The sequence below is a fragment of the Streptomyces sp. R818 genome (genome assembly GCF_056172735.1).
The window spans coordinates 413415-426197 of sequence record NZ_JAOCNE010000006.1; the positions used below are offsets into that span (position 1 = coordinate 413415).

The 12783-nt window shown below is 71.3% G+C and carries 16 protein-coding genes; 14 read left to right on the plus strand and 2 right to left on the minus strand.

Going from position 1 to position 12783, the window contains the following annotated elements; genetic code table 11:
* Nucleotides 1-2 precede the first annotated feature (2 nt).
* Both N5I75_RS18210 and N5I75_RS18215 read right to left on the minus strand, forming a co-directional pair.
* Nucleotides 3-1025: a LacI family DNA-binding transcriptional regulator gene (locus N5I75_RS18210; RefSeq protein WP_476678799.1), complete on the minus strand. Its 1023-nt coding sequence runs from the start codon at nucleotides 1023-1025 to the stop codon at nucleotides 3-5.
* A gap of 53 nt (nucleotides 1026-1078) precedes the next feature.
* Nucleotides 1079-1888, minus strand: coding sequence for a response regulator transcription factor (locus tag N5I75_RS18215; protein WP_476678800.1), 810 nt, complete (start codon nucleotides 1886-1888; stop codon nucleotides 1079-1081).
* 219 nt (nucleotides 1889-2107) lie between these two features.
* Between N5I75_RS18215 and N5I75_RS18220 the strand changes: the two genes are divergently transcribed.
* The 14 genes from N5I75_RS18220 (at nucleotide 2108) to ygfZ (ending at nucleotide 12783) form a co-directional block, all read left to right on the plus strand.
* Entirely contained in the window at nucleotides 2108-2932 is an 825-nt protein-coding gene (locus N5I75_RS18220; RefSeq protein ID WP_476678801.1) for an alpha/beta hydrolase, read from the plus strand.
* Between the two features lie 35 nt (nucleotides 2933-2967).
* Nucleotides 2968-3222 carry a MoaD/ThiS family protein gene (locus tag N5I75_RS18225; RefSeq protein ID WP_394432828.1) on the plus strand — a complete coding sequence of 85 codons (255 nt, stop codon included), beginning with the start codon at nucleotides 2968-2970 and terminating at the stop codon, nucleotides 3220-3222.
* Between the two features lie 6 nt (nucleotides 3223-3228).
* Nucleotides 3229-4389 carry a hypothetical protein gene (locus N5I75_RS18230; protein ID WP_476678802.1) on the plus strand — a complete coding sequence of 387 codons (1161 nt, stop codon included), beginning with the start codon at nucleotides 3229-3231 and terminating at the stop codon, nucleotides 4387-4389.
* Nucleotides 4390-5020: 631 nt separating this feature from the next.
* Complete coding sequence (locus N5I75_RS18235; RefSeq protein WP_476678804.1) at nucleotides 5021-5749, plus strand: LmeA family phospholipid-binding protein; 729 nt, start codon at nucleotides 5021-5023, stop codon at nucleotides 5747-5749.
* 239 nt (nucleotides 5750-5988) lie between these two features.
* Complete coding sequence (locus tag N5I75_RS18240) at nucleotides 5989-6069, plus strand: putative leader peptide (RefSeq protein WP_350203226.1); 81 nt, start codon at nucleotides 5989-5991, stop codon at nucleotides 6067-6069.
* A 143-nt stretch (nucleotides 6070-6212) separates the two neighbouring features.
* Nucleotides 6213-7058, plus strand: coding sequence for a sulfurtransferase (locus N5I75_RS18245; protein ID WP_476678806.1), 846 nt, complete (start codon nucleotides 6213-6215; stop codon nucleotides 7056-7058).
* Nucleotides 7059-7112: 54 nt separating this feature from the next.
* Entirely contained in the window at nucleotides 7113-7400 is a 288-nt protein-coding gene (locus tag N5I75_RS18250; protein WP_127832476.1) for a DUF1416 domain-containing protein, read from the plus strand.
* A 125-nt stretch (nucleotides 7401-7525) separates the two neighbouring features.
* A complete protein-coding gene (locus N5I75_RS18255) occupies nucleotides 7526-7789 on the plus strand; it encodes a DUF3099 domain-containing protein (protein WP_476678808.1) in 264 nt (87 codons plus the stop codon).
* Nucleotides 7790-7924: 135 nt separating this feature from the next.
* The gene (locus N5I75_RS18260; protein WP_476678810.1) at nucleotides 7925-8716 is read left to right on the plus strand and encodes a hypothetical protein; all 792 of its coding nucleotides are present in this window, start codon (nucleotides 7925-7927) and stop codon (nucleotides 8714-8716) included.
* Entirely contained in the window at nucleotides 8713-9516 is an 804-nt protein-coding gene (locus N5I75_RS18265; protein ID WP_476678812.1) for a hypothetical protein, read from the plus strand. The genes N5I75_RS18260 and N5I75_RS18265 overlap by 4 nt, the downstream gene beginning before the upstream one ends.
* Nucleotides 9513-10460, plus strand: a complete 948-nt coding sequence (locus tag N5I75_RS18270; RefSeq protein ID WP_476678813.1) for a hypothetical protein — start codon at nucleotides 9513-9515, stop codon at nucleotides 10458-10460. The genes N5I75_RS18265 and N5I75_RS18270 overlap by 4 nt, the downstream gene beginning before the upstream one ends.
* Before the next feature lie 240 nt (nucleotides 10461-10700).
* On the plus strand, nucleotides 10701-11273 hold the full coding sequence (locus tag N5I75_RS18275) for a heme-binding beta-barrel domain-containing protein (RefSeq protein WP_476678815.1): 573 nt from the start codon (nucleotides 10701-10703) through the stop codon (nucleotides 11271-11273).
* A gap of 30 nt (nucleotides 11274-11303) precedes the next feature.
* A complete protein-coding gene (locus N5I75_RS18280) occupies nucleotides 11304-11768 on the plus strand; it encodes a Fur family transcriptional regulator (protein ID WP_476678817.1) in 465 nt (154 codons plus the stop codon).
* A 34-nt stretch (nucleotides 11769-11802) separates the two neighbouring features.
* Nucleotides 11803-12783: a CAF17-like 4Fe-4S cluster assembly/insertion protein YgfZ gene (gene ygfZ / locus N5I75_RS18285; protein WP_476678819.1), complete on the plus strand. Its 981-nt coding sequence runs from the start codon at nucleotides 11803-11805 to the stop codon at nucleotides 12781-12783.

Genomic DNA, 12783 nt, shown 5'->3' on the forward strand with positions numbered 1-12783 from the left:
CTTCACGCGCAGCCGCAGGACTGCCGGACCACGAGTCGGGACGGGAACAGCTTCAGGCGTTCGCGGCGGGAGCCGGCGACGCGCAGGGAGTCGTCGAGGACCAGGTCGACGGCGGCGCGTGCCATGGCCGAGCGGTCCGAGGCGACCGTGGTCAGCGGCGGGTCGGTGAGGCCCGCCTCCTTCACGTCGTCGAACCCGGCGACGGCCAGTTCGCCCGGCACGTCGATGCGCAGCTCGCGCGCGGCCCGCAGCACGCCGATGGCCTGGTCGTCGGTGGAGCAGAAGATGGCGGGCGGCCGGTCGGGCCCGGCGAGCAGCCCGAGCGCCACCTGATAGGCGTCGTAGCGGTTGTACGGGGCCTCGAAAAGACGGCCCTCGGTGGGCAGGCCCGCCTCCTGCATCGCGCGGCGCCAGCCCTCGACGTGGTCGGAGACCGGGTCGCCGACGGACGGGGTCTCCGCGGTGCCGCCTAGGCACGCCACGTACGCGTTGCCGTGTTCGAGCAGGTGGCGGGTGGCGAGCTGGGCGCCGCCCACGTCATCGGTGACGACGGCGACGTCGTCGATCGACTCGGGCCGCTCGTGCAGCAGCACCACGCGCGCGTCCCACGCCTCTATCTCGGCGGCGGCCAGATCGTTGAAGCCGTGGCTGACGAGGATCAGCCCCGACACCCGCATACCGAGGAACGCGCGCAGGTAGTGCACCTCGCGGTCGCCCACGTAATCGGAGTTGCCGACGAGGACCATCTTCCCGCGCTCGGACGCCGCCTGTTCCACGGCGTGCGCCATCTCCGCGAAGAACGGCTGGCGCGCGTCCGGCACGATCATGCCTATGAGGTCGGTCCGCCGCGACGCCATGGCCTGGGCGACCCGGTCGGGGCGGTACCCCAGCTCCTTGATCGCGGCGAGCACCCGCTCGCGCGTGGCCGGGGCGACCGGCCGGGGTCCGTTGTTGATCACGTAGGACACGACGGCGGTCGAAGTACCCGCCAGTCGCGCGACGTCGTCCCGAGTCACCTTGGCCACGCGCGGAGTCTACGCGGATGGAACCCGCCGTGGGCAGGGCGTGCGCCCCCTTCTCACGCCTCCGCGGAAACGGCGGTGCGCTCGCTCTTCCGCGCGCCTGTCTCCGCCTTGCCGTCGGCGCCCGGCTCGGCCTTCTTCCCGGCCTTGTCCTCCGACGCGTTCTCCGCCTTCTTCTCCGCTTTCTTCTCCGGCTTCTCCGGGGTGACGAAGCGGTATCCCACGTTGCGCACGGTGCCGATCAGCGACTCGTGCTCGGGGCCGAGCTTGGCGCGCAGGCGCCGTACGTGCACGTCGACGGTGCGGGTGCCGCCGAAGTAGTCGTAGCCCCACACCTCCTGGAGCAGCTGCGCGCGCGTGAAGACGCGGCCGGGGTGCTGCGCCAGGTACTTCAGGAGCTCGAACTCCTTGAAGGTGAGGTCGAGGACGCGGCCCTTGAGCTTGGCGCTGTACGTCGCCTCGTCCACGGAGAGGTCGCCGTTGCGGATCTCCATGGGGGAGTCGTCGGCGACGATCTGCTGGCGGCCCATCGCGAGCCGCAGCCGGGCCTCGACCTCGGCGGGGCCCGCCGTGTCGAGGAGCACGTCGTCGATGCCCCAGTCGGCGGTGACGGCGGCGAGGCCGCCCTCCGTCACGACGAGGACGAGGGGGCAGCCGGGGCCCGTGGAGCGCAGCAGCTGACAGAGGCTGCGGACCTGCGGGAGGTCGCGGCGGCCGTCGATGAGGATGACGTCGGCACCCGGGGTGTCGACGAGTGCGGGGCCCTCGGCGGGGGCGACCCGCACGTTGTGCAGGAGCAGGCCGAGCGCGGGGAGCACCTCCGTCGACGGCTGGAGGGCGTTGGTGAGGAGCAGCAGAGAGCTCATCGCGCCCCACCTACCCGGGTCGTCATACGTTCGTGCACGGTTCGCTGGCCCATAACGTCTGGTTCCTCCTCGGTCCCTGCGAGGACGTTGCGGCACTGCTTCGTACTTCTTCGTGGTGGTGCTGGGGTGGTACTGGGTGGTGCTGAGGTGTGCTCGTGAAAGCACAAAAGGACCCGGGGGCTGCATTGCCCGAGTCCTCTTCACAGCACAATAGCCCACATGACTTGGGGTCCGGCAGATGACGAGAGCGGATCTTCTGTGCGGCCGATCACTGAACGGACACGGCGCGTGATGCTGCGGACACCGGACGGGGTCGCCATCGAGGCGGCCTACGAGCCCGGTCCGGCGCCCGGCGACGACCCCGTGATCGTGCTGGCGCACGGCTTCACGGGCGATCTGGAACGGCCGCACGTACGGCGCGCCGCGGCGGTGTTCGCCCAGCATGCGGCCGTGATCACGTTCTCCTTCCGGGGGCACGGCCGCTCCGGTGGACGCTCGACCGTCGGCGACCGCGAGGTGCTCGATCTCGCCGCTGTCGTCGAGTGGGCGCGCTCGCTCGGCCACGCGCGCGTGGTGACGGTCGGGTTCTCGATGGGCGGTTCCGTCGTTCTCCGGCATGCCGCGTCGCACAGGGGGCGCACAGAAGCGCGCACTGACGCGGTCGTCGCGGTCAGCGCTCCCGCCCGCTGGTTCTACCGCGGCACGGCCCCGATGCGGCGGCTGCACTGGGTGGTGACCCGGCCCACGGGCCGCATGGTCGGCCGGCTCGGGCTCCGGACCCGGATCCACCCCTACGACTGGGACCCGGTGCCGCTGTCGCCGGTCGAGTCGGTCCCGCTGATCGCGCCGACGCCGCTGCTCGTCGTGCACGGCGACCGCGACCCGTACTTCCCCGTCGACCACCCCCGGATGCTCGCCGAGGCGGCGGACGGCGGCGCCGAACTGTGGCTGGAGCCGGGCATGGGCCACGCCGAGCACGCGGCGAGCGACGCGCTGCTGAGGCGGATCGGGGCGTGGGCCGCCACCGCGGGTGCCGCACAATAGGACGCCGACCGCACACGAGGAGAGGAGCCGCCTCCATGGCTCAGGGCACGATCCGCTACTGGGCGGCGGCCAAAGCGGCCGCCGGCGTCGCCGAGGAACCGTACGACGCGGAGACCCTGGCCGCGGCCCTGGACGCGGCCCGCACGCGCCACCCCGGTGATCTCGTACGGGTGCTGCAGCGCTCTTCGTTCCTCATCGACGGGGATCCCGTGGGGACCCGCGGGCATGAGACGGTACGGCTTGCCGAGGGCGGCACGGTCGAGGTGCTCCCGCCGTTCGCAGGAGGGTGACACCCGATGAGCAACGACCAGCAGTATCCGCAGCAGCAGCACTATGCGCAGCAGTATCCACAGCAGCCTCAGTACGAGCAGTACGACCAGTACGGGCGGCCGTACGCGCAGCAGGCGCAGACGTACGACGACGCTCCTGAGACGCAGCAGTGGCAGGGGCAGACCTGGGACACGCAGGTGCAGCCCCCTGTCCGGCCGCAGCAGTCGCAGCCGCAGCAGTCGCAGCCGTATCTGCCGCCGCAGCAGCCGCAGCAGTCGTACGGGGCGCAGCAGTCCTACGGGGCTCAGCAGCCGGGCTGGGCGGGGCACGACGCGGCGCCCGCGCCTGCCCCGGCGCCCGAGACCGCTCCCTCGGCCGAGCCCGGGCCCGGGCCCGAGTACGGGCCGGCGACCGTCACCGGCAACACCCGTGTCACCGACGCGCAGCGCGCCCGCGCCGAGGGCCGGTCGCCGATCATCGAGCCCGGGATCCAGCCGGCCGCGCTGACGGCCGCGCTCGGCGTCCTGATCGCGGGCGGCGCCCTCGTCGGCTCGTACGGGCTGCTCGTGCCGCTGCTGCTGCTCCAGGCGGTCACGGCCGCGGGCTGGTTCCGGCTCAACGGGATGTGGCCCGCCCGCCAGGGCATCGCCCTCGCCTTCCTCGGCGGGGTCGTCGCCGATGTCGCGCTGCTCGCGGCCGGACGGGAGCACGGGCCCGCCGCGATCCTCGGCACCCTCGGGGTCTGGGTGCTGCTCACCCTCGTCCTCCAGCTCCGCTCGCACGCCTCGCCGGACGAGCGGATGTACGGGCTGACGGCGACGGTCACCTCGGCGGCGCTGGCCATCATCGCCACGGGGTGGCTCGCGGCGGAGCCGGACGCGGTGACCGTCGGGGCGGTCGCCGTGGCCGTCGCTGTGGTGGCCCGGGCCTTGCCGTTGCCGACGCCCGCGTCCGTGGTGGTCGCGCTGCTCGCGGCGGCCGGGGCGGGTATCGCGGCCGGGGGTGTCACGGATCTGGGTGCGGGTGGGGCGCTGCTCGGGCTCGGCGCGGGTGTCTGTGCCCTGATCGGCCACCGGGTCGCCTCGTACGACTACCCGTCGCGGTTCGTCCACATGACGGCCGGGGTAGCGCTTCCGCTGGCCGCGGCGTCCCCGGCCATCTACGTGCTGGGCCGCGCCCTCATCTGACCCCACCTGCGGCCCGGCAACCGCTGCTCACCATGGGCCACGCGTTCGACGTACCCGCCGTCGTGGCTGGTCGCGCAGTTCCGCGCGCCCCTGGAGCTTGCGGCTCCGCCGCAGCCCCATGGGGCAGGCGTTCGGCGCACCCGCCGTCGTGGCTGGTCGCGCAGTTCCCCGCGCCCCTGGAGCTTGCGGCTCCGCCGCAGCCCCATGGGGCAGGCGTTCGGCGCACCCGCCGTCGTGGCTGGTCGCGCAGTTCCCCGCGCCCCTGGAGCATGCGGCTCCGCCGCAGCTCCATGGGGGTCCCTGAGATGGTGCACGCAGTGCGCATCTCAGGGGCGCGGGGAACTGCGCGAGCAACCACGACGAGAGACGCGCCCGGCAACGGACAAGGGGGATGTCGCACGCAGTGCGCATTCCAGGGGCGCGGGGAACTGCGCGACCAGCCACGACGTGAGCCGCGCCCGCCGCTCCACACCGGCCGCCCCCAACCCATTCCGCTGATCGACAACTCCGCTACAACCGGGCCCGGCCCCGCCGGACGCGTTCGAGGGGACGTACCCTCGGCCCCGAGATCCACCCCGGCCGGGGGACAAGAGGCGCCGGGTACGTACACACGGCAACTGGGGGGACCCCGATGCGCGCACTGCGAATACTGCTGATCTTCGTCGTCATCGTGGGCGGCCTCTTCGTCATAGCCGACCGCGTCGCAGTCAACTTCGCGGAGGACAAGGCCGCCGACAAGATCCGCACGAGCGAGGCCCTGGCCGACACCCCGGACGTGAACATCAAGGGCTTCCCCTTCCTGACCCAGGTCGTGGGCGGCACCCTGGACGACGTCGAGATCGGCATCAAGGACTACGACGCGAAGAGCGGCGGCGACAGCATCCGCATCGCGGACCTGGACGCCGAGATGCACGGCGTCGAGTTCGACAGCAGCTACAGCTCCGCGACCGCCGACTCGGCCACCGGTACCGCCCGGATCTCCTACGCCGAGCTCCTGAAGGCCGTGAAGAAGCAGGATGTCGCCCAGGTGGCCCCCGGCATCACCGCCCAGATCGACGGGCTCTCGTACGGCGGCGGCGACAAGATCAAGGTCGCGGTGACGGTGAAGACGCCGGTGGGCACGTTGCACCCGACCGTGCTGAGCGCCGTCGAGGTGACCGACGGCAAGGTCTCGGCGCGGGCCGACAGCCTGCCGAAGATCGGCGCGTTCGACCTGGCGGAGGGCCGGGTCCGGGCCGTCACCGACTTCCAGCAGGCGATCGACAACCTGCCCGCGGGCATCGAGCTGGACAACGTCCAGGCGGTGAAGGACGGCGTGGAGATCACGGTGAAGGGTTCGGACCTGAAGCTCGTCGGGTAGGGACGAGCGAGGGCGCCGGACGGGACGCCGGACGAGAAGGCGCACGGGACGACGAGACCGCAGCCGTCCGCACTGCGAGACGAAGCCGTCCGTACCGCAGAAGGCCGAGCCGCAGAAGCGCGCGCACGGCCGCCCCACGGCAACCTCGGCGGCCCTCTCTTCCCGCCATTCGGACGATTACGTCTCAGTATGCGACATGGCGGTGACACGGCGCCCGATGCGTCCTTACGATCGGACGCATGAAGCGACAGGCGGACCTCACGAAGCGGCGGGCAGTAGACCTGTGCCGCGTCGCCGCCATGCTCTGTCGCACTGTCTGAGCGGGACACCCGGCCGCACAGCGTCGGCACCCGCCTTCTCCCAGGCCCCTCGAGTCCGGACTCGGGACTCGGGGCCGCCCCGCGCCCATCCCGCGCACCGAAATCCCGCATGCCCCGCCGCAACTGCCCCGGAGGAAGACAGCATGAGCCGCAGCGACGTCCTGGTCGACGCCGACTGGGTCGAGGCCAACCTCGACAACGAGAACGTGGCGATCGTCGAGGTCGACGAGGACACGTCGGCGTACGACAAGAACCACATCAAGAACGCGATCCGGATCGACTGGACCAAGGACCTCCAGGACCCGGTCCGCCGTGACTTCATCGACCAGGAGGGCTTCGAGAAGCTCCTGTCGGAGAAGGGCATCGGCAACGACACGACCGTCGTCCTCTACGGCGGCAACAACAACTGGTTCGCCTCCTACGCGTACTGGTACTTCAAGCTCTACGGCCACCAGGACGTCAAGCTCCTCGACGGCGGCCGCAAGAAGTGGGAGCTGGACTCCCGCGACCTGGTCGACGGCGCGCAGGTGCCGAACCGCCCGGCCACGCAGTACAAGGCCAAGCCGCAGGACGCCTCGATCCGCGCCTTCCGCGACGACGTCGTGAACGCGATCGGCACCCAGAACCTCGTCGACGTGCGCTCGCCCGACGAGTTCTCCGGCAAGTTGCTCGCCCCGGCCCACCTGCCGCAGGAGCAGTCGCAGCGGCCGGGCCACGTCCCCACCGCGCGCAACATCCCGTGGTCGAAGAACGCCAACGACGACGGCACGTTCAAGTCGGACGACGAGCTCAAGGCCCTCTACGAGGACGAGCAGGTCGACCTCGCCAAGGACACCGTCGCGTACTGCCGTATCGGTGAGCGTTCCGCGCTGACCTGGTTCGTGCTGCACGAGCTGCTCGGCGTCGAGAACGTCAAGAACTACGACGGCTCGTGGACCGAGTACGGCTCCCTCGTCGGCGTGCCGATCGAGCTGGGCGCCGCGAAGTAAGCCCCGAGCAACCCGAACCACGTCCAACTGACCTTTCCTGCCTAGGAGTTACGTATGTGTGGAGCGAAGGCCGGCGGTCCCGACGCCTCGACGATCAAGCCCGGTGAGACCACGATCCAGGGCCAGGTGACCCGCGACGGCGAGCCGGTGACGGGCTACGTCCGTCTCCTGGACTCGACCGGCGAGTTCACCGCCGAGGTCCCGACCTCGGCCACGGGCCAGTTCCGCTTCTACGCGGCCGAGGGCACGTGGACCCTGCGCGCGCTGGTCCCGGGCGGCACGGCGGACCGTACGGTCGTCGCGCAGACCGGCGGACTCGCGGAGGTCGCGATCGCCGTGTGACGGCGGCGCCGCGACGCGCACACCACAGGCTCGAAGGGCCGCATCCCCGGGGGTTGGACGCCACTGGTACGGGGTGCGGTCCTTCGGCTTGCGCGGGGTCCTCGGAGCGGGCCTACGCTGGGGGTATGTCTGCGCGGCGGAAGCGTGTGTACTTCGCCATGATGGGGCTGTGCATCGGCCTCTTCGTCCTGGCGTGGGGGCTCGTGCGGCTCTGGTCCGTGCCCGCCGCCGTCGGGATGTGCGTCGTCGCCATGGTCATCCCGCCGGTCGCCGCCATCGTCGCGAACCGGCGCGGGCCCGAGGACCGCTGGTGGGACGATCCGTCCGGGGACGCCCAGTCCGACGAGTGGTGGGACGAGCTGGACGGGAAGAAGCGGCCCCGTCCCTGAGAGGCGGGCGTGCCGCGCCGGGCACGCGGTTGAAGCGCTTTCGTTATGCGGACGCGTGCAACTCGCACGGGTCTCTGTGGGTCTCCTGTGCGCGCGGATACGGAATCCGCGCGTCGAGTTCCGTGGGGGGACCTGTTGGAAGACGTACAAACCGCGCAGACGGCGCCGCCTGCGCCGCCGGAGTCGACACCTGAGGAGGCGGCACCGGAGCCGGCGCCCCTTCGCCGTCGCCGCCGTGGCCGCACCACCCTGCTGATCGCCTGCGCCGCCGTCCTCGGCGTCGTCGCCGGGGTCTGCACCGGCTACCTCGTGCAGGCCGACCGGGATCCCGACCCGCTGCCGCCGCTCGCCGCGCAGACCGTGGCGCAGGCCCCGGGCGCGGCGCCGCAGGCGTACGCCGCCACCGGCGACCGTCGGGTCCGCACCGACGGTGACCTGCGCAAACTGCTCGTCCGGCGCCCCGCGGGCGCGCAGGAGGCGGACACCACGCAGGGCTGGCGGAACCTGTACGGCTACGCGAACGACTACGAGTCGCCGGACCACATGTTCCGCGAGCTGTCCAACAACTCCTTCCGCCGGGCCGCGGTGACCGCCTGGAAGAAGGGCCGGACCTCGGCCGAGGTCCACCTCATCCAATTCCGCGACGCCGAGCGGCTCGGCTCCCGTGACTTCGTCCTCGGCCAGCAGGAGTACATGTTCGAGAACGCGTGGGCGGGCAACGCCGGCGAGCCGATCCCCGGCAGCCACGGAGGCCGCGTCTATGTCTTCGACCACCCGCGCACCGTGGCCGGGTACTTGCCGCTGTACCAGGTGAGGGCGCTCGCCGCGCGCGGCGACATCGTCATGGACATCTGGCTCTACGGCCCCGATCCCATTCCGAAGAAGTCCGCGATGGACCTCGCCAAGCAGCAGTTGGAGCGTCTGTGAGCGACCAGTTCCCGGCGCCCGGCCCCGCCCCGGAGACACCCGCCGCGCGGAAGCGCAGGCGCTGGCCCGCCGTCGCGGCCGCCTGCGCCGTCGTGCTCGCCGTCGCGGGCGCCACCGGCTACACCGTGACGAAGGTCGACGAGGCCGACCGCACCGTGCCCACCACGGTGTGGGGCAAGCCGGAACAGCAGAAGCAGCGGGCCGGCGGTGAGACCGGCGCGAAGGGCGACCTGATCGAGCGCCTGCTGCCGATGCCCGAGGGGTACATTCCCGGGCCCGACATCGACGAGTTCGGCAACGACAAGGCGATCACCGGCCCGGAGGCCGTGGCCCGCCTCAAGAAGGGCGCCGACGACATGCCCGCCCGCCAGCGCGAGGCCCAGCAGAAGGCCATCGACAAGCTGAAGCTCAAGGGGCTGGCGATGCGCAGCTACGCCTCGGGCGAGTTCGCCCACTCCTGGGCCGACGACGACGCCGACTACGCCGTCGTCGAGATCCAGCTCGCCGAGCTGCAGAACCGGCAGATGGGCCGCCAGCTCCAGGAGTTCAGGTCGGCGTTCCTGCACGCGTTCGCCGGCTTCACCAAGGGGCCGAAGATCAAGGGCCACAAGAACGCGGACTGTTTCCTCGCGCCCCGTGCCAAGGACACCAAGCTCGACCTGCTGATGTGCAACGCGTACGAGGACGACGTCCTGGTCACCGTGACCGCGTACGGCACCAAGGCGATCGACGGCAAGGCCGTCGCCGCGCTGCTCGGCCGGCAGCTCGACCACATCTCGTCGCGGGGAGAACTCGTATGACCCAGCCGACCGAGCAGCCCGGCCCCGTGCCTGAGCCACCGCTCACGACCGAACCCACGACCGAACCCACGACCGAACCCACGACCGAACCCACGACCGAACCCACGACCGAACCCACGACCGAACCCACGACCGAACCCACGACCGAACCCACGACCGAACCCGCGCCCGAGCCCGCTCGCGTGCGCAAGGACCGCCGCGTGCTGCGCGCCGTGCTGCGCTGGACCGCGGCCGTCACCGTGTTCGCCGCGGTCGGCGCCGGGGCCGCGTACGCCGTCACGCAGCAGGACCGCGGCGACCTGCCGGGTCTCGCCACCGAGAGCGACGGCCGCTGGGAGTACCCGGCGATCGAGAAGCCGCCGCTGCCCTCGGGCGCCCCGGCCGCGTTCGCCGAGACGAACGCCCGCGAGGAGCACTTCGCGGACCTGCGCGAGCTGGTCCTGCCCGCGCCGAAGGGCGCGACCTTGGACAAAGAGCTCGCGGGCAAGGACGGCTGGCTGCCCACCGCGGACTACCTGAAGGCGTACGAGAAGGGGGCGCGCGGGGGTCTCGCCCAGTTCCTGAAGGACGGCGGTCTGCGGCACGTGGCCGCCCGCGGCTGGACCATGCCGGACGGCACACACGCCCGTATCTACCTGCTGCGTTTCCAGACGGGAGCCTTCGCGCGCCAGTACGCCGCGCACGTGGCCGGGAACTCCGCCCCGCTGATCGACGCCTTCACCGTCGAGGAGGACTTCTCCTGGACGGGGGACGTGGGCACCCCCGTGCAGTACACGACGCTGCACGTCTACGAGGAGATGCCGCCCTACGACGCCGAGCAGGTCCGGCAGGCCTACATCCAGTCGGGTGACCTGGTCGCCCTCGTCGTGCAGTCCGGCAAGGGCAGTACGCCCAAGGTCCCCTTCCGGCAGACGGTCGCCCTGCAGAACCAGCTCCTCGGCTGAGCCCGGACGCCGCGTGCGGCGGACCTCACCGAGAGCCCCGGGCCCCGCCCGACTACAGTGGGGCCCGGCTCTGTATGTCACCCGAGATGTAATCCGCTCACCGAGGAGCACCCGTGCTTGAGGCCTTCTTCTCCGCTCTCCTTGTCCTGGTCTGCGTCGGCGTCCTCGCCTTCGCCGGTCTGACCGTGAAGAAGCTGTACCAGGGCCAGCGCTGACCTATCGCACCGATTGAGTAACTCCATGATCCAGATCCCGTCCGACCTGCACCCCGACCTCGTCCCGCTCGCGTTCCTCCTGGGGAACTGGGCAGGCGCAGGCGTCACCGACTTCCCGGGCGCCGAGAAGGCCAACTTCGGTCAGGAGGTCTCCTTCACCCACGACGGGCGGGACTTCCTGGAGTACCACTCGCACAGCTGGATCCTCGACAGCGACGGCAACAAGGTGAAGCCGCTGGAGTCGGAGTCCGGCTTCTGGCGCGTCGACAAGGACCGCAAGGTCGAGGTCGTCATGGTCCGCGACGACGGCGTCGTCGAGGTCTGGTACGGCGAGCTGGCCGACAAGAAGCCGCAGATCGACCTGGCCACCGACGCGGTCGCCCGTACGGCCGCCTCCGGCCCGTACAGCGGCGGCAAGCGCCTCTACGGCTACGTGAAGAGCGACCTCATGTGGGTCGGCGAGAAGCAGACCCCCGAGGTCCCGCTGCGCCCCTACATGTCGGCCCAGCTCAAGAAGGTCGTCTCCCCGGAGGAGGTCGCCGAGATGGCGCGCAACCTCCCGGACATGCCCGACGACGGCATTGCCTTCTTCAAGTAGCCGTCCGCGAGTAGTCATACACTCGGCGGTGTGGTGAGCACCGACGGAATCGACTGGAAGAGCGACCTGCGGCAGCGCGGCTACCGGCTGACGCCGCAGCGCCAGCTTGTTCTCGAGGCCGTGGACACCCTGGAGCATGCGACCCCCGACGCCATCCTGGCCGAAGTGCGCAGGACGGCGTCGGGCGTCAACATCTCCACGGTGTACCGGACCCTTGAGCTCCTGGAGGAGCTGGGCCTGGTCAGCCACGCCCACCTCGGGCACGGCGCGCCCACCTACCACCTCGCCGACCGCCACCACCACATCCACATGGTGTGCAGGGACTGCACGGACGTGATCGAGGCCGACGTCGACGTGGCCGCCGAGTTCACCGCCAAGCTGCGCCGCGAGTTCGGCTTCGACACCGACCTGAAGCACTTCGCGATCTTCGGCCGGTGCGCCAAGTGCACGGCCGCCAGGGAAGACAGCCGGGAAGCGGACCGGGCGCAGGAATAAGCGGCCCCGGCTCCTCGTCGTAATGTGGGTGAACATGCAGCGACACTCAACGAGCAGCCCCCTGCTGACCCTGCCCGGCGCGGTCCCCGGCGAGGGCGTGGACGAAGGCGTCGCCGCGCACTACGGCGACCTGTTCCGCGAGCAGCGCTCCCTCGCCGACGGGTCCGGCGTCGTCGACCTCTCGCACCGCGGCGTCATCACGGTCACCGGCGACGACCGGCTGAGCTGGCTGCACCTGCTGCTGACCCAGCACGTCAGCGAGCTGCCCCCGGGGCAGGCGACCGAGGCGCTGATCCTCTCCGCCAACGGCCACATCGAGCACGCCCTGTACCTCGTCGACGACGGTACGACGACGTGGGCGCACGTGGAGCCCGGCACCCAGGACGCCCTCGTGACGTACCTGGAGTCGATGAAGTTCTTCTACCGCGTCGACGTCGCGGACCGCACCGCCGACATCGCCGTCGTGCACCTGCCCGCCGGCTCCATCGCCCCGGTGCCGGACGGGGTGACCGTGCGCGAGACCCCGTACGGGCGTGACCTCTTCCTGCCGCGCGGTGACCTGGAGTCCTACGCGAAGGAGAACGGCCCCGCGGTCGGGCTCCTCGCCTACGAGGCCCTGCGCGTCGAGCAGCACCGCCCGCGCCTCGGCCTCGAGACCGACCACCGCACGATCCCGCACGAGCTGGGCTGGCTGGAGAGCGCCGTCCACCTGCAGAAGGGCTGCTACCGCGGGCAGGAGACCGTCGCCCGCGTGCAGAACCTCGGCAAGCCGCCGCGCCGCCTCGTCTTCCTCCACCTCGACGGCAGCGAGGTCCACCTGCCACCGCACGGCGCCGACGTCCGGCTCGCCGCCGACGGCCCCGAGGGCCGCAAGATCGGCTTCGTGACGACGTCCGTACGCCATCACGAGCTGGGCCCGATCGCCCTCGCCCTGGTGAAGCGGAACGTGCCGGTGGACGCGGAGCTGATGGCGGAGACGACGGCGGCGGCGCAGGAGGTCGTGGTCGAGCCGTAA